We start from the raw sequence: 18,296 nt of genomic DNA on the forward strand, positions 1-18,296 counted from the left end.
AAGTTTAGTAAACCCAATTGTTTGTACTAGAAGGAATGGTGAAAATCCCAACGACGTTTGTCTTTAGCTATCTTCTGTACCAAACATACGTTATTCGGAATAAATTTAAGTCTGGTTTCAACGTTAATAGGAGTCTGAATCATACGTCTAATAATCCGATAAAACCGTAGATAAAAACTAGCGTCCGTTTTAATTTTTACCAATTTATACGCTCTATTCCTCAAAACAAACGATACCGCTTTTCTTACGCTAGGCATCCACAGGTCATCAAACATAATGTAACCTCCCACCTGAATAAGTTTGTCAATATAAAAGAAATCCAATAAAGCATAATCGAATAAATGATTACCGTCAATAAATGCAAAGTCAAATTTTTCTTCGGCGGCTAACAGTTGGGGTAAAGCCGTATAAGAAGGAGATTCAATAAATCGAAATCTATCTTCTAAACCGGCTCTTTTAATATTTAACAGACCAATAGATTTCCAATTTTTTCTTTGAGAGGGGTCAATAGCGGTATGACTTCCTGTGCCTTTTTCGTGATGGGCTTGACAAATTGCCAGAGTTGACAATCCATAAGCCATGCCAATTTCTAGAGTGTTTTGGGCATTATATTGCTTGACCTGCTCTTGGAGAATAATGGCAACGTCTTGGGGTGTAGCCGTGGGAAAAGGATTGATCTTCTTTCCCTCTGCATCCTCAACCTTAGAGGTTTTATAAATTTGTTCTAGGAGTGTATTCATGTTTAATTGTTAATCGAATTTGTATTTTGTGATTAAAGGTTGGGCAAAAGTGCGATTGTCTCAAGTCAAAGTTATCAGCTTACTTGCATCTGTTTTTTACATTGCGCTTGAGCAAGAAGGAAAATCAGCATTACCATCCAGATAGTAGTTTGTCCAGCTTTGAAAAATAGATCCCAGGGTGAGGGGAGAAGACGTAAACTGGCTGGGACAAGGGAGGCGATAAGAGCGATCGCGAATAACATACCACTGACTACCCGATCCGTATTGCTGTTGGCATCTTGCTTGGCAATGCGAAAGAGTGTAACCATGGACAGCAAAATTAGCATATCGTCGTATACGCGATGGTAAGTCCAAACCCGTGCCACAATTGCCACGACACCAACCAAAAGCCACAAATCTACACAACGATGCCAATACACCCAGCAACCTAGGGCTAACAACACTAGTATCGACACGGGAAAATTCCATTCACTTAGCCCAAGCGTTCCCATTAAGCTATGCAAATCACCATACCCGATATCGCCACCTAAACCGCCATCACTACCCCCAGCACCACCCCCGGCTGAACTCCAAGCCGCAGCTTTTATGCCATAGGCAAGCCAGTCATGGTGAAGGGAAAAGATATCGGATTCTTGAAACGCTGCTGCTAGCCAAGCCAGTGCAACATATCCTAACCCGACCATTAAAGTTGGTCGCACTCTACCAGGTACGAAGAGTACAATCCAGAAAAAGGGAACGGCTAGAGTTGGTTTGACCAGTGCCACAACGATGAGTAAGCTTGCCAATAAATCTTTACCCCAGCCATTTTTTCTTTGGCACATTAGAGTCAAGCCAGCCACTAAACTCACCAGGATATGGATGGTGAGTTGACCGTTACCAATAGTAATACCTGTCGCGTACATGGCTAAGGGAGTCATAACCACCAGAGCACGCTCTATAACGTTTTTTGTCTGAGTCTGGTTAATCAGCAGGTTGGCGAGCCAAATGAGTGCAACGATGGATGTGAGCGCCCAGATCCATTTGGCGACAGTCAGTGACGGATAGCCAAGGAAGGGCAAAAGCATGGTATAGCTTGCAGGCGGATAAACGGCGCTGTTGAGTTGGCTATAGACAGGTTCTCCAGAAAACCAAAAATGTACCTCTTGGTAACGCTGCTTTAAGTCAATCGCCCCACTTGGATCAGACAACCAGAGTAGCCGTGTAAACTCGTATACCAGCCGGGGAAGGGCAGCCGCACTAATGAGTGCGATCGCGCCACCCAGTAGTCTAGGACGGTGGTAAGTCCAAATTTTCATAGGATAGGATTAATGCAATAATACTGGCGACCATAATGTCTTTGGATCGCTAAATTTACAGAAGTTCCCCCTGTCTTGGGGACGTGCATGAAAAAATTGGGGGTTTTTGAGAAAATAGATTCGGTAACATAGCCGTAAAGAGCTAAAAGATTTAATTGTCAAATTATTGAGTTACAACTCTCTTCATTAGACCTCTCCAGAAATGAGATTTCGACCTAGACAGCGTAAGGCTTTCAGCTTCTTTTTCGGAGATGTCTATTTCCTGCTGTGTTGATGTCATCTCTAGCAAATGCTGACCAAGACGGCGAGCGAGTGCCAGGATTGTAAAAGTAGGGGAGTAAGATGGTCCAGTGGGAAACACGGCTGAACTGGCTACATAGAGATTCTCAGTCCCAAACACTCGACAGTTTGGGTCAACAACTCCCTCTTCGGGTCTACTCGCCATACGGGTAGTACCCATTTGGTGAGCAGCATCGGTCATGTTCTCTAAACTGGGCAGATCATTTCCAAAGTCAAAGGTTCCCAACCCAACTGCTGCAAACCGCTGGGTTAACAGTTCCAGAGTCTTCGCCATCGAACGCCGATCTTGGTCAGTGAAGCACCAATCAACCTCCAGCTTGTGCTGACCGAGTGCGTCAAGTTCGCTTCCCAGCTTAACGCGACTGCCTTTATGCGGAACCTGCTCAGTGACAAACTTAACTCGATAGGCGGAGACAATGCCGTTCCCATCCCGGCAAGCCGAACGATTCCAGAACCTTCGCCGCAGTCGCCCGATTCCCTTTGTATAGAGTGGTTTCAGATAGAGGACATGCTCAAGCAGTTCATGCTCTTGCTGAGTTGCATCATCTAGAGCAAAACAGATACAGAAACGTGGCTTGGGAGCGTATTGCAACTCGTGGGCATATTCTCGAACGAGATGACCAGGGCGTAGAGATCCGGTATGGTGTTTAGGATGGTCAGTATAAAAGCGACCAACCAGGTCATGCTCATTGCCGATTCCACTGGGAAGTTGGCGGTTGGAGGCGAGGAGGAGGCGTGCGGATTCAAATGCTCCAGTTGCAAGGATGATATGCTGACCTTCAACGATAAGTTCTTTACCCTCAAGAGAACGGCAAACAACGGCGTTCACCCGTTGACAGGAAGCATCGAGTTTTAATTCAGTTGCAGTCGCACCTAAGATAACGTGTAAGTTTGGCGAGCGACGCATATCTTCACCAAAGCGCACTGCTGTGCGTGTCGGTGTCTGCTCCCAATAGAAGCTGCTCATTTTTAAACCGCCCGCCGCAATCTTGGCGCGAAGTTCTGCAATTTCAGGGCGAACGGCTTCTGCCTCCAAGTCCCCAAAACCATAATCTTTTGCGGCTGAGCGGTAGTGTTCCAAGAGATCGGTATAGCTGAGGGGCCAACTACTGTTAGCCACCCACGGTCTACCTTCGAAATCAGAGGGTTGCAGATATTTCCATTTCCCTGTCCAAACGTTACTTGTGCCACCAAACTGACGCACGCGACTGACTCCGCGTAGCTCAGGTGGAAGGTAGCGATGGTAATAAGAGTTGGGATTTAACTCGCGATGGCGTTTACCCAGAAATGTTACATCATTTAATGCCTGGATCGAGGGGTCGAACTGGTGACGCCCACTTTCTAGAAGCACTACTTCTCGACCATGACGTGCCAGGTAGGTTGCCACCTCAGAGCCTGCAATCCCGGAGCCAATCACAACCACCTGCGCTTGTAGCTTCGTTTGCTCACCCATTTCCAGGATATCGGTAATCATAAAACCTCCATTCTTTATTCAATAAAACTTCGTTGCTGAGAAAGCTAAGAAAGACGCGATCGCGTCAAAGCAGGAACCGTTAGCGGAGCTTAGTCAATCGAGATAAACTTGTCCTCAGACTCAACCCTAAAATATGAGTTGGGTGAAGTTCTAACGCCCAGAGTAAATGAGTGAGCGCCGCTTTTTTTTGTCCCATTTGATAAGATGTCCAAGCTTGCTGATAAACAAATTCAGAAAACATTTTGGGATGGGCTTTAAAGATGTCATGATGTTTTTCAATCAGGCGATAAAAGCTTTCTTGACGGAGGTTTGGGTCGCGAGACACTCTAGCCTGCTGATCCCGAAGTAGCTGGTAGGTAATAATGGGTAGACCAATAATTGTGCAAACTAAATTAAGTCGCAAGAATAACTCCGTGTGGACGCGAGAGCGAAACGATTCGTCCCATCCGCCAATTTTATTAATCACTTCCCGCTCAACGACTAATGTTTGTTTAGTAGTATAGGACTTACCCGGCTCTAGATTTTCGAGAGAAAAATGACACCCTTTAAGACGAATCGGTGGAGGTAGACGTTTTTTAAGGACTTCCCGATTCAAGTTAACCACCTCAATTCCGGAAATAACACCGACTGGAGATGGAAGGGTTGTTTTTGCCAAAGCGTCGAGAGAAAGCTCTACCATGTGAGGTAACAAACAATCATCATCGTCTAAATAAGTAATCCATTTTCCTCTAGCCATCTCAGTTCCCACATTCCGTGCTGCTGCACCTCCTCTAGAGGTCGTCAAGTTAATAATCTTTAGTCGAGGATCAGGAGATAAATCTACAGGCTTTAGAGAGCCATCATCGACAACAATCACTTCAATATCTGGTTGGGTTTGCGCTAAGGCACTTTTGACAGCATAGGGCAGCAACTGGGCGCGATCGCGCGTGGGAATGACAATACTAAGTAAGGGAGAACTCATAACAGCAGCATTTAGTGTTTAAAAAAACATTTTATTTTACACATTCTTTGTCCATATTGCTAAAATTCTTCCTTTAAATAATTCTACATTCAATACTTTACTTTTGGACTACTTGCCAAGTCCTCGGTTGATAAAATAAACATCGGCTTGTTGTTTTGCTGGGTTCTACGGCAAATCTAAAAGATTTATATTTATCGAGAGACATCACCCCTCTTCTTATATAAACTTTAGAATTGTATTTTCCAGGTATTAAACCACAATAAGGCATTTGCATGTGAATTTCAACCTTGCCCGGATGAATTTCTAAACACTCATTGTCAAGATCTGAGGTAATCGATAATACCCGTTGATCGCCACCCGATAAGGATGTAATTACGATACCCACATTCACATTATCTATAAACCGAAAAGCTTGGCAAGTAAGGCATAAATAAGCAGGCTCACCTGTTCTGAGCATTTCCAAAAGCTGACCCTGCTCATTTTTAAAGCAAATCGATACAATATCCAGTCCCAGACTTTCAGTTTCTGACTTTTCGGGTAAAACGACTAAACCTGATGTTGGACTCGTTCCTGCTAAACAAAGATCGGCTTCATAGTGCTGAATTACGGCTTCAGCTTCATCGCTAAGGATAAGATTACCTCGTTTTAAATAAATAGCCGATTCACAAACATTTAAAATATTGTATGGATTATGAGAAACCAGCATAAACGCTGTTCCATTTTCTTGCAATTGTGCCAAGCGATGATGGCACTTCATTTTAAATTGAATATCACCAACCGCTAGTACTTCGTCAATTAATAAAATTTCCGGTTCAATATGAATAGCGCAGGCAAACCCTAATCGTGCTGCCATACCTGAACTATAGGTTTGCACAGGTGCATCAATCGCATCCCAAATCTCGGCAAATTCTATCACCTCCTCAAATTTCGCCTTAATTTCTTGAGTCGATAACCCCAGAATGGACATATTGGCATAAATATTTTCTCGTCCCGTGAGAATCGGATTAAATCCTGCACCAAGGGCAATCAGGGGGGCTACCCTTCCCCTCACTCTGACCGAACCCGAATCGGGTTTAATCAAACCACTAATAATGCGAAGTAGTGTACTTTTCCCTGCACCATTCGCGCCAACTAAACCCAGCGCTTCGCCTCGCCGTAACTGAAAACTAACATCATTTAACGCCCAAAACTCATGAGGACGTAACACTTCACTCTTGCGTCGTCCCCCGACTAAATCGGTGGTGATATCTTGTACACCATAAAATAAAGAGCGCTTTAAGTCGCGACAAAACTTCTTAGATACCCCATCCACAGAGACAACAACATCATTGTCATCAGGCTGAATGGGAATTTCTTTGTCTGTACTCTCAGGAATTGTTCTAGTCATTAGGAACTTACCCGCTCAATTACATAAGGCATTGCCAGACGAAATGCAACCCATGTTAGCAGTAACCCCATGAATGTGAGGACACTAACGATCCAAAACCCAGAAGCATCGGATATCACTCCCGTGGTTGCCAATTCCCTAGTTGTCACCAGTAACGGAGTAACGGGATTGAGTTTCACCAACACACTAAAAGCACCTTCGGTAGGAACTGGATAAATCACAGGTGTCATAAATAGCCAAAAGCCTGTAATCATAGACAATGCCTTGGATACGTCCTGATATAAAACTCCCAAGGGAGATAGCAATGTGCCAATGAATGTTCCTAGCATAATCAGATGAATCAATGCCACGGGTGCCAAAATGACTGTCCAACTGACCGGAATGCGAAACCAGAGAAACAATGCCACGATTAGTATTAGTTTAATCGCAAAATTGAACAAAACCTCTCCTACTTTTGCTAAAATAATTGCTTCTCGTGGAAAATTGACCCTAGCCAGCATTGGTTTGGCAGTGATTACCGCCTGCACCGGACCATTGAGTGCTTCCACAAACGTCTGCCAGAGTGTCATACTAAACATAACATAGGCTGGATAAGGCAGATCTGTTGGTCCCACTTGAATGACTTTAGCTTCTCCAGCCAGGGTAAAGCCTGCTGCCATCAGAATTGGGGGGAGAAATGCCCAAGCAATCCCTAGAAATGACTGACGATATTGAGCGCTGATATTACGCACCAGCAGTCGCCAAGCCAGTTCTCGTGATGCCAGTAAGTCTCTCCACATTAGCTTGCTAAGCTGCACCGGACGCCTAAGCATACTCTCCGGTGTGTAAACAACTTCTGGCAACGGATTAAACTTCATAGAAGTAGGTGGAATTAAACTTAACAGTGGGGTTCGTCATTTGTCAAAACACTGATTTCACGGATTTATTGGGGAGATTGGGGTAGGGAATTGAGAGCTTATTTATACACGGATTACACCGATAAGTTTGTTCTCTATCAAGATATTTTTATCATTTGTCATTTGTCATTTGTCATGCTTTGAGTCAGAATTATTTTAGGGGTAGTGAGTGGTTAACGATTAGCCGGACTTGAGACTAAATTTTGAGCAGGCGAATTAGTAAACTGCTGCTGCCGTTTTTGTTCCTTTGCATGACGAGTGGTCAAGTAGCGATTTAGGCGATGATCGAACCACATCAGCACCTTCTCTAGCTTAGGACTATAGAGTCCAAAGGTTAACCGGAAAATGATCGGAGCAACGATACTCATTTTGCGTCGCCACCCCAGCTTTTTGTATTTAGTGGTAAAGTAACTATCTTCTGCTAAATTCCACTTTTCTCGCAGGCGGTTGAGACTCGCCAATGTCCAATCGTCACTCCAACGCAACATGTAGTAGTGCAAATCCCCCCACTCCGAGGGAGAACCCGGTACATAGGTAACCACGCATCTGGGTTCAAAATAGACAGAGCCTCCGACGTCTCGCACACTCATGCAAAAGTCTAAATGCTCTTTGGTGTTGAGCATTTGCTCATCCAGTTGTCCAATTTTATCGAAGATGGATTTGCGGACGAGAACGCAATGAAATTCAGCCAATTCTGTTTCTTGGCGCTGTAGCTGCGACTGATTTTCTTTGACGGATTTGCCTTGGCTATACATTTTTTCACGCAGACGCCGTCGTCCAGTTTTATCAACCCAAATATGAGATTCGCCTCCAGCAAAGTGAATCTCTTCATGGAGGGGTTCGTATTGACACATCAGAGGACCGACGACGGCTGCACCTGTCTCTTGGGCACAATTGATCAGCGCTTGCAGCCAACCGGCGGTGACAATCACGTCGTTGTCCACGAAGACAAAATAGGGGGTATCAACCTCTGCTAAGCCTATGTTTCTGGCTTGATTAGGATAGAGATAATAGTCTTTGCGAATCAGCGTGAACTGTTTTTCGGCGGCTTTTGTCTCTAAGTAGTGGCTAATATGAGCGGGTGAATTGCCATCAACATAGACCAGCTTGAACGGGATCTGGGTATATTCGTAAATGCTTTCCAGAGATTGAGGAGCGCAGCTAAATCGCTCACGCGGGACAACAACGATGGTGATAATGGGTTCGGTCATAATTAACTCCTATCCTGACTGAAAATAGTTGTCTGATAAGCTTACTTTTTTGGGGTAATCTAGGGATGGCTAGGTTCCATGAGGACTGGTTGCGATCGCACGGCTATATCATCTGTTTCTAAGAGTCGCTGATAAAGCTGAACTAGCTTGTCATTTAATTGATGAATATCATAGTGTTGCTCGACATAAGCGCGTCCCGCCTGTCCCATCTCTATCCAGCGCTCCGGGTGATCAATCAAATATCCTAGCTTTTCGGCTAATGCTTCGGCATCACACTCAGGGACTAAAAAGCCAGAAACGCCATCTTCAACTAGCTCAGGAATACCACCATGATAGGTGCTAATTACTGGTAATCCCATTGCCATTGCTTCTTTGAGGACATTAATGGGTGCATCCTGATTACCATCTTGAGCGGTGATGCTAGGAGCGAGAAAGATGTGAGATTGTTCTAGAATCTCAATGATTTCTTGCTCGGTTTTCCAACCAACTAACTTGATGAATGATTCGGCATTAAGCTGTTGAATAACTGTTTGCAAGTTTCCCTTTAGGACACCATCTCCGATGATTTGGTATTCCAGTTTTGGATAAACCTGAGCCTGTTGAGCTACAGCACGGATGGCGTACTCAATTCCCTTTTTCTCCACCAAGCGTCCTGTTGTGGTAATATGAATAATTCCGTCAGCGCTTAACTGACGGGGAATAAATTGAAATTTACGGCAATCTAAGCCAGAACGATGAACCGCCGTTTGTTCAGGATTGCCACCTAACTGAATCACACGCTGCCGAAAAAACTCGCAGTTTGTCAGAAAGAAATCGCCGGATTTAAAGATCTCATCATAGACGCGATCGCCCTGCTCTTGGACATATCGGCTAATATCATGACCTCGAAACATGACAATCAGCTTTGGCGTTGGCTGTAAAATATTTTTGAAAAACATTCCTCGATAGCCTTGCGTCCCAAATTGACAATGGATAATGTCATACGGTTGCTTATTGATCAAGGAGATGGCAGAATACATTAACCATAAACTAGCGGCTTGTAGTCCATATTGGCTAATATTTAGAGATTTCAGTAATAATCGAGGCGATTTACAAAAATTAACAACAAATAATCCGATACCCTTGAGAACCCGCCAAATCAGATTATCAGGAACTTGAATAAGCTGATAGGTTCGTTCTAATAATCGATACGTTTCGACATCGGGATGTACTTTTACGGTGTTTTCCAGATGATCGGCATAAATATCAACCTCATGACCTCGATCAATCAAGCCGGTGATCTGGTTTAAAATAAAAGTCTCTGAGAGAAGTGGGAATTGACAGACAATAAATGCGATTCTCATACCGATGCCATAATTCAGGGTTTCCAAGAGTTGAATATTTAGAATAGGCTTATCCCCCTGCTCAATACAACAATGACGAATTATCCCCGGTTAGGAACACCACCCAGTTTAAGGCGAATTTTTTCTAACGCGCTGATTGATCGAACGCCTAAAAATACCCAGCACACGGTAAATCGTTGATTCCAATTCGTCAAACGAGAATCGCGAAAGGCGCTAATAATAAAGTTAATCGGGGGAATCAAATCTTCGACTAGGAGTCGTGCAAACGTCTTATTGCGTTGGATAAAAGAATGCTCAGGTAGAATGAAACGGTTGTAAATTCCTCCGGCTAATCGTGCTGTACGGGTGTAAAGTTGCTTAAACGTGCGGCGAGCCGGATGTGCGACACACACGTCATCAGCATAAACTTGCTGGTAACCCGCCGCATAAACTCGCTTTCCCCAATCGATATCACCATTAGATCGGAGGCTAGCATTAAACAGTCCCACCTGATCAAAGATGCGGCGAAACGTAAACAAATTAGCAGTTGCTGCTCCTTGATACTGTTCTAGAAGTCGCTGTTGAGGGAAAGCCGTAATACTCTCGTACAGCTCAACTGGAGTCGCTTGCTGGGGATCTTGAAAAAAGAGTTCCACACAACCCGCCACTAAGCCACAATTAGGTACATTCAGTAAACGATGGAGTCCTGATTCCAACCAATTTGCATCGGGAATACAGTCAGCATCGGTAAAAGCAATCACCTCACCTTTCGCCAAGGATATCCCTTTGTTCCGAGCCGCATAAGAACCGGGAGTGCTTTCATAAGCCGCGATCGCTTGACTAAATTTAGCGACTACCCCTTTAATATCTGCGGCTTCATCAGATGCATTATCGACAACAATCACTTCATATCCTGTTTTGGGATAGGTCTGATTTTCCAGAGCCTCTAAACAGAGTTTCAGACGCTCGGCGTCATTATAGACGGGAATGATGACAGATACAAATGGATGAGAATGAGATTCCATTTCCTTGGCGAGAAAGCGGTGATTTTTTATTCAATCAACTCTATAGGGACAGGCGGTTTATAGTCTAGAAATCTGCATCGGGGCGGGTTTAGTCCCATCTGGGTGCAACCGAAAAGATAGTGGTGAAACGCGCCCCTACAGACTCAAAACTCGAAAGTTTGTTTACTTTGCCACAAGCTGTTGCTGGGGCTTTTTGGGCGACTCCTCTGTAGTAAACTCCTCGTGGTAAGACCGCTCAACATTGACATTCCACAAATCGTGATTTTCGCCGAGGATGTTTTTCACGGCTAGCATTGCTGTTAGCATGGAGTGGTCTTGATTGTTGTATCGGTGCATACCATTGCGACCCACGGTTTGCAGATTTTCAAAGGTCTGGATATACTCTTGAATGACTTGAAGATGTTTACGGTATTCGCCGTCATAAACGGGATAGGCTTTATGTTGACGGATAACCACGCCGTCTTCAACATCACCCTGATTAACACCTATATTTAGATCAATCGCCTCACGACTGGCTAACTCAATCAGCTCAACATCCGACAATTCCCAAAGTTGATCTCCTTCGCTGCAAAAATACTCCATCCCCAAGCAGGTTTTACTCGGATCAGGCACCATTGCTGGACTCCAATTTTTGAAGTTTTGAATGCGTCCAACTTTGAATTCTGGGCTATGAATGTAAATCCAGTTGTCGGGAAATAGATCTTGCTGATTAATAACCAGTGACACAATCAGAAAATCCCGATACTTGAGACCCTTTGCCGCTTCTAATACATAGTCAGGGGGCGGGGGGTCGAGTCGATACAGAAGGGCAGTTACAGGCATACTAGAAATGAAATGGTCGCCTGTAAATTGGAGTGTTTCATCCCCTTGTTTTGCCGTGATCCTCTTAATCCGAGTGCCTTCCCGTTCGATGCGAGTCACGGTTGTATGCAGATACACCGGAGCACCTTGACTCTCTAGCTTTTCCTGGCAACGTTCCCACATCATTCCCGGTCCCAAAATCGGATACTTAAATTCTTTAATTAAGCTTTTGGCATTTTGACTTTTGAAAACGGCGTTGATTACCGCTCGTTTGAGAGACATATTTTGAATGCGCTGTGCTGCCCAGTCAGCGCGAATTTGAGTACAAGGAATTCCCCACACTTTCTCGGTATAAGTCTTGAAGAAGATTCTATAGAGGCGACGCCCAAAGCAGTCAATCACCCACTCTTCAAAAGTTTCTGGCTCAAAATCAGGGTTTAATCTAGCCCTGAGTTTTGCTCTTAAGTAACTCACCAGAATTAGGAAACTTTGAATGATGCCAAGATTGGATAGGGCGTTGAATAGAGAAAGGGGATAGTTGTAAAACTTGCCCTGATAGTAAATGCGGGAAAGACGCGGGACTTGGATAAATTCGTCTTCTAGAATTTCATGCCAAAACCGATCGACTTCACCAACTTTAGTGAAAAAGCGATGACCGCCAATGTCAAAGCGATAGTCTTTGTAGGTTTCGGTGCGGGAAATTCCACCTACTTTATCTGCTTTTTCCAAGACGATGGGTTTAATTCCCCGTTTGAGTAGTTCGTAACCCGCCGTCAAGCCAGCAGGACCGCCTCCAATAATTACCACTGGATGATGGGTCAAGGATTTGCCTCCTAATTTTTTATAGTCTTTGATACGTAGAGGACTAGAAAGAGTTGCCGATTACCAAAGAAACGAGAATTGAAGCACCGACTAATTCACGAGAAATTGACGCAAAGATGCGTTGTTCAAGCGCGAACAAGTTGCCAGGGACTGTTTTCCAGTTTGGGAGAATCGGTTGATAAGTTTGCCAGTGGTGACGAACGAGTCCGATCGCAAAGGCTAATCCGCTATAAAAATAGTACAGCCAGTGCCAGGGTACGGTTTGCAGGGCGAAGAGGAAACCGCGTTTTTGATAAAAGAATTGATAGACGGAGGCGTTGATTGCCAATAGTGCCAAACTCAATCCCGCGATGCCAACCCATGCAGCCGATACCCACCAAACGGCGATTAGTGCCGCTAATAAGGTATAGACCAAGACTACACTGATGCGGTTGGAGAGGTTTAGATTTAAATCATTGACTATTTCGCGATCGCGTAAAATAATCGCTGTCCAAGGGATTGCCCGATAAAAGATATCCGCTCTCAGCAGGGAGTAGGTTCTCCAGCATTTGAGATGCTTGACTTGGATGGTTTTACGCAAGCCAATTTGATACCCTTGGCGTTTGAGTCTATTGCCTAATTCAATATCTTCTACACAAGGGAGGCGATAACTCTCGTCAAAGCCGCCAATTGCTAAGAAAATATCCCGCCGGATTGCACCACAGGCACCCCAGAAGGTTGAGGCGTCTTCTGATCCGGTTTGGTGGGTATAGTGATGAAATAAATTTTTATACTGAGATAAGAAATTAGGCGCACCCGGCTGATCATCGTAGGAGCCAATTAGGGCGGCGAGTTCAGATTCCTGGTGGAAGGTTGTCGCTACTTTACCGATGGTGTTGGGGACTTGCGGAAAAATAGAATACCAGTCATTGTAGAGGAGAGGAGGCTTCTCAAAGCAATGCTGTTGAACACTATCATGCTCAAAGAGAACCGGGATGATACTAGCTCAAACTGTACTAGCTACGTTTAAAGATGCCAGTGAGAAACTGACAGGTCACCGTAAACGAGATTTTATCGCGTCTGTCACCGAAGATTATTTTGATGGGTCAGCCCGCAAAGCGGAAACCGCTATGGGCTGGAATCGCCATAGCGTACAACTGGGATTGAATGAACGGCGAACCGGACTTATCTGTGTAGATAACTATCAAGCAAGAGGGCGACACAAAACGGAACAAGTGCTGCCTAACTTAGAAGCGGATATCCACTCCCTGGTAGATAGAGAAGCCCAAGCCGACCCAAAATTTCAATCGACCTTTCTATATACGCGCATCAGTGCCAAAGCAGTCCGAGAGGCATTAGTAAACGAAGTTGGTTACTCTGAGAGCGACTTGCCCTCTAGGCAGACAATAGGTGAAATTCTCAACCGCTTGGGGTATCGCCTAAAAAAACCCAAAAAACAAAACCTTTAAAAAAAACGCCTCAAACCGATGCCATTTTCGATAATGTATTTAAACAGAATCAGGCATCAGATGAAAATCCCAAATCGTTGCGAGTATCTATTGATACCAAAGCCAAGGTCAAAATTGGCAATCTGTCCAGAGGTGGTAAGGCACGGACTTTGAAGCCGAAAAAGGCGGATGACCACGATACCCAGTGGCAAGGTATCTTAATCCCCTTTGGTATTCTCAACACCCACAGCGAACAATTATCGATTTATATGGGTCACTCTGTGAAACTAGTGACTTTATCGTCGATTGTTTAACTGCTTGGTGGAAACAAAATCAACCCGATTATCCGGAGATTTCTGAATGGGTGATTGATCTTGATGGCGGTGTAGCAACTCGCAGTGACCGCACCCAATTTATCAAACGAATGGTTGAACTTTCCCAAGAGATTGATGTAAAAATTCGCCTGATTTACTATCCTCCCTACCACAGCAAGTACAATCCGATAGAACGCTGTTGGGCCGTCCTAGAAAACTATTGGAATGGTGCCATTTTAGACTCAGTAGAAGCTGCCATACAATGGGCTGCCAATATGACTTGGAAGGGAATTGCTCCAATTGTCCATCACATCGAAACCATCTATGAAAAAGGCATCAAAGTCCTGCCCACAGAGTTAGAAGATTACTATCCCTTCTGGCAGCGTTCTGAAACATTGCCTAAATGGGATATCACAATTGTCCCTAGTTAACTCTCTCCTTACAAGGAGAGGGAAAAACTAAAATAAGTTTGCGTATGATATACGCAAATATAGGACTAATATAATATAATATATTATATTGACCTTTGGTCAAACCTATGCATTAACCTGAAGTTCCCCCAGCCAAAAAATCTTGCACTGCCTCACTGTGATGTAGCGAGGGTTTTCACCGATAAGATTGTTTATTGGAAGAATAGCGCGATAGGTTCCTTCTTCAGCAGGCATCGCCAACGCGCTATTCTTGCCAGTGCTACTTATGTACGATTTTTGAGGGGCTTGAGCGTTAAAACTATTACAGTATAAGGCTTGACGCTGGGTGCAGTACATCTGTATGGGGGAACTTCAGATTCATGTTCTTTGACCCCAATCGAGGCGGGCGACGAGTAAGTTGTCGGGATAGTCGCACCAGCGAGGACTGGGCAGAGGAGGTGAAACATCTATTAGATGTTGACTATCCTCATGCTCCTAACATCCGACTATTGTGTGACAACCTCAATAACATGAAGTTGCGATCGCGTCCAGTAGAAAGGTGTTCTCAAATTCTTGTTGGCGGGTGGTTGTGGACTCATCCAGATATTTGGAGAGCGATCGCGTCCAGTATAGGGGTGTTCTCATTATTAAATCCGTTTTCCCCGATACTAATGCACCATTTTAGCTGGGTCACGCCAGTAGGGTGAGCTGCTCAAGGATTGCTGCCGCGATGCACTAGACTATACCTGAATGGCATCGCCAGAATGTAGTTAGTACGGTTTGAGCTAGTATCATCCCAGTTCTCTTTGAGCATGATAGTGTTCAACAGCATTGCTTTGAGAAGCCTCCTCTCCTCTACAATGACTGGTATTCTATTTTTCCGCAAGTCCCTTGTCATGTACCTCGACATCGGCATCGACGAAGAAAAGAATATCACCACTGGCTGCTTTAGCGCCTAAGTTGCGAGCTTTCGCCGGTCCGCCAGAGGTGGGAACTTGAATTACTTTAGCACCGAAGTCTTGAGCGAACTGCCCAGAGCCGTCAGTATCCCCGTCAGCGACGACAATCACTTCCAAGGGCTGGGGTGAGGCTTTCGCTAGACTGGAAAGACAACGACGAAAGGCTTCACCACCGTTATAGACTGGGATGATTACCGATATTGTCGGTGTTGCGGTAGAACGTGTCATCTGGCTCATAATCGTGGGGCTTGTTGGGGCTAGCTTAATAGTTAGCTTTGCTGACAGCATCCATCTGGGGTTAGATAGACAGTGTTGCTGGTATTCTAGTCAAGCTATATGTCAGAAATCCTGAAGATATACTTCTCAAATCTTAATCAAGCTTTGGGGTGAGCGATCGCTCCTATTGATTTTCTTTACGGAATCTTCACAAAATTCGCGTATTTGGGGTGATTGTATGAAGTTTTCGTGAAGGTTGCTCGAATGTAACGTCTGATACGGAAATAAAACTTAAAATAACTTAAGCGTTCAGAGTATTCAAATCTGGTTATTTCTGGGAAACGGTCTTATTCCCTCCCCTTGACAAGGGGAGGGTTAGGGAGGGGTTTATCTCCAGTCGATACCAATACCAATGGATCAGAGGGCGACCCGAGTTTTTGGATAGGACTACCGTTGTGAATTAATGGAGGCGGGTCGCCCCTACATGGGCATTGACGCGGTGTGGATCGCCCCTACATGACATAAGACCAATCACCAATCACCAATGACCGATGACATTTTACGCGATCGCTTAAACCTGTGGGCGCAGGGCGACCCGAGCCTATTGAGTGGACTACCGTTGTGAATTAATGGAGGCGGGTCGCCCCTACATGGGCATTGACGCGGTGTGGATCGCCCCTACATGACATAAGACCAATCACCAATCACCAATGACCGATGACATTTTACGCGATCGCTTAAACCTGTGGGCGCAGGGCGACCCGAGCCTATTGAGTGAACTACCGTTGCGAATTAATGCAAGCGGGTCGCCCCTACATGGACATTGATGCGGTGTGGGTCGCATCTACATGACATAAGACCAATGACCAGTCACATTTTAGGCGATCGCCTGTCCAATCTTGTGGACTTTGATCAGACTCGTGGTTCCTGGCGTACCAATGGGAACACCGGAGGTAATTACCACTTTGTCCCCGTATTCGGCTAACTCCATCTCCACCGCAGCATTTACCACATTAGTTAACATCTGTTCGGCATTGTATACAGGGGTAATCAGATAAGGTTGCACTCCCCAAGACAAAGCCAACTGACGATAGGTACTTTCTTCTGGCGTAAAGGCAATAATCGGGGTTTTGGGGCGATACTTAGACACCAGTCGGGCGGAACCGCCGGATGAGGTGTTGCACATAATTCCCCGTGCGCCTAATTGACTGGCAATATGACAAGCGGCTTCGGCTACGGATTCGGTGGTGCTAATACTGCAACTGGGAAACTCTGACGCGGTTTGCAATCCTTCGGCTAGGGCTTTTTCCGTCTGGATAGCTATATTGTTCATCATTTCCACAGCAGCGATGGGATATTCTCCCACGGCGGTTTCACCCGAAAGCATTACCGCATCCGTCCCATCTAAAATTGAGTTGGCGACATCTGTGGCTTCAGCCCGCGTCGGATCAGGAGCGTTGATCATTGACTCTAGCATCTGGGTGGCTGTAATCACAGGTTTACCGAGTTGGTTGCAGCGACGAGTAATTTCTTTTTGAATTAAAGGTACCCGATCCAATGGCGTCTCTACCCCCAAGTCACCGCGAGCAATCATAATTCCATCCGCAACCTGGAGGATTTCCTCTAAGTTTTCCACCGCTTCCCGTTTTTCAATTTTGGCAATCACACGGGTTTTCGCGCCTGCGGCTTCAATCATCCGCCGCACGGGTTCTAAATCACTGGCGCTTCGCACAAAAGACACCGCCACCCAGTCGATACCCGATTGCAACCCAAACCGTAAATCGGTCATGTCTTTTTCGGTGACGGAGGTGACAGGTAAATAGGTTTCAGGTAAGTTAACCCCCTTTTTAGAAGACAAGAGTCCACCAATTTTCACCAATGCCCGAATACTATCTGTATCCCGTTCCGTGACTATCAGCTTGACTCGACCATCATTAATTGAAATCGGTTCACCCACGCGCACCATAGCAAACAGGGTGGGAATGGGTAAGGGAATCTCATCCGGGTTGTTGCCTTCCTCATTTAACACAAAGGTTACTTCATCACCCGTTTGCACCTTAATCCCATCGGGAGGCAGTTTTCCCAGACGAATTTTCGGTCCGCATAAATCTTGCAGCAAGGCGAGGGGTTTGCGATGTTGGCTACTAATTGCTCGGAGTTGCTGAATCGTCTGTCCGTGAAACTCATGGGAACCGTGGGAAAAGTTTAACCGGGAAACATCCATCCCCGCTTCGATTAAGGCATCGAGGCGTTCGGGTGAGGCGGTAGCCGGTCCAATGGTACAGATAATTTTAGTGCGACGCATAAGATACTGGGTCATAACGGTAATAGAACAGATGTTCTCTGTAGCGTTTAATTTTCAGGGTCTACACACCCCTACCAATTGAACGTTCGCCTAACCGGATGATTTGTGATCCGGGATGGCGCAGGAGAACACCTGTCATGAAGAATAGATCAACTTTCTGGAAAAGGGGGTGTCGGGTGTGGGGAGCTGGGGAAGCTGGGAGAGCTGGGGAAGCAGAGGGAGCTGGGGGAGTAGAGACGTGCCACGGCACGTCTGGGAGCTGGGGGAGCTGGGGGAGCTGGGGAAGATGAGGGAGATGAGGGAGTAAACGAATGACGAATGACCAATGACGAATGACCAGTTACAACTATGGGCAGATTTTTCCGGCAATCCTAATCAGCTACCGCTTCTAAAAACCTAGACAAACCTACCCATAAGTAATTCTGTCTTGG

11 protein-coding genes and 4 pseudogenes are annotated in these 18,296 nt (G+C 45.3%); 2 read left to right on the forward strand and 13 right to left on the reverse strand.

Annotated elements, in window-relative coordinates; translation table 11 throughout:
• Positions 1–26: 26 nt before the first annotated feature.
• From MC7420_RS06390 to MC7420_RS39260, 11 genes and pseudogenes are all read right to left on the reverse strand, one after another.
• Positions 27–740: a class I SAM-dependent methyltransferase gene (locus MC7420_RS06390; protein WP_006099312.1), complete on the reverse strand. Its 714-nt coding sequence runs from the start codon at positions 738–740 to the stop codon at positions 27–29.
• Positions 741–814: 74 nt separating this feature from the next.
• On the reverse strand, positions 815–2,035 hold the full coding sequence (locus MC7420_RS06395) for a glycosyltransferase 87 family protein (RefSeq protein WP_006099285.1): 1,221 nt from the start codon (positions 2,033–2,035) through the stop codon (positions 815–817).
• Positions 2,036–2,198: 163 nt separating this feature from the next.
• The gene (locus MC7420_RS06400) at positions 2,199–3,809 is read right to left on the reverse strand and encodes a GMC oxidoreductase (RefSeq protein ID WP_006099173.1); all 1,611 of its coding nucleotides are present in this window, start codon (positions 3,807–3,809) and stop codon (positions 2,199–2,201) included.
• Positions 3,810–3,888: 79 nt separating this feature from the next.
• A complete protein-coding gene (locus MC7420_RS06405; RefSeq protein WP_006099311.1) occupies positions 3,889–4,770 on the reverse strand; it encodes a glycosyltransferase family 2 protein in 882 nt (293 codons plus the stop codon).
• Positions 4,771–4,867: 97 nt separating this feature from the next.
• The gene (locus MC7420_RS06410) at positions 4,868–6,157 is read right to left on the reverse strand and encodes an ABC transporter ATP-binding protein (RefSeq protein WP_006099347.1); all 1,290 of its coding nucleotides are present in this window, start codon (positions 6,155–6,157) and stop codon (positions 4,868–4,870) included.
• The gene (locus MC7420_RS06415) at positions 6,157–7,014 is read right to left on the reverse strand and encodes an ABC transporter permease (protein WP_006099291.1); all 858 of its coding nucleotides are present in this window, start codon (positions 7,012–7,014) and stop codon (positions 6,157–6,159) included. Before MC7420_RS06415 ends, MC7420_RS06410 begins: the two co-directional genes overlap by 1 nt.
• 212 nt (positions 7,015–7,226) lie before the next feature.
• Positions 7,227–8,264 carry a glycosyltransferase family 2 protein gene (locus MC7420_RS06420; protein ID WP_006099184.1) on the reverse strand — a complete coding sequence of 346 codons (1,038 nt, stop codon included), beginning with the start codon at positions 8,262–8,264 and terminating at the stop codon, positions 7,227–7,229.
• A 59-nt stretch (positions 8,265–8,323) separates the two neighbouring features.
• Positions 8,324–9,607, reverse strand: a complete 1,284-nt coding sequence (locus MC7420_RS06425; RefSeq protein ID WP_044205471.1) for a glycosyltransferase — start codon at positions 9,605–9,607, stop codon at positions 8,324–8,326.
• A gap of 80 nt (positions 9,608–9,687) precedes the next feature.
• A complete protein-coding gene (locus tag MC7420_RS06430) occupies positions 9,688–10,611 on the reverse strand; it encodes a glycosyltransferase (RefSeq protein ID WP_006099420.1) in 924 nt (307 codons plus the stop codon).
• Positions 10,612–10,773: 162 nt separating this feature from the next.
• Positions 10,774–12,234, reverse strand: coding sequence for an NAD(P)/FAD-dependent oxidoreductase (locus tag MC7420_RS06435; RefSeq protein WP_006099438.1), 1,461 nt, complete (start codon positions 12,232–12,234; stop codon positions 10,774–10,776).
• A 184-nt stretch (positions 12,235–12,418) separates the two neighbouring features.
• Positions 12,419–13,114 (reverse strand): annotated as a pseudogene (locus MC7420_RS39260) (glycosyltransferase); the annotation flags it as partial.
• 229 nt (positions 13,115–13,343) lie between these two features.
• Here MC7420_RS39260 and MC7420_RS44030 point away from each other — a divergent pair.
• Positions 13,344–14,406 (forward strand): annotated as a pseudogene (locus MC7420_RS44030) (ISAzo13 family transposase).
• 356 nt (positions 14,407–14,762) lie between these two features.
• Positions 14,763–14,930, forward strand: a pseudogene (locus MC7420_RS36600) (IS630-like element ISMae25 family transposase); the annotation flags it as partial.
• Positions 14,931–15,284: 354 nt separating this feature from the next.
• On the opposite strand, the pseudogene MC7420_RS06460 reads toward MC7420_RS36600, so the two are convergent.
• Both MC7420_RS06460 and pyk read right to left on the reverse strand, forming a co-directional pair.
• A pseudogene (locus MC7420_RS06460) lies at positions 15,285–15,572 on the reverse strand (glycosyltransferase family 2 protein); the annotation flags it as partial.
• An 865-nt stretch (positions 15,573–16,437) separates the two neighbouring features.
• Entirely contained in the window at positions 16,438–17,865 is a 1,428-nt protein-coding gene (gene pyk, locus MC7420_RS06465) for a pyruvate kinase (protein WP_006099251.1), read from the reverse strand.
• Positions 17,866–18,296: the final 431 nt, after the last annotated feature.

The organism is Coleofasciculus chthonoplastes PCC 7420, assembly GCF_000155555.1.
GTDB lineage: Bacteria > Cyanobacteriota > Cyanobacteriia > Cyanobacteriales > Coleofasciculaceae > Coleofasciculus > Coleofasciculus chthonoplastes_A.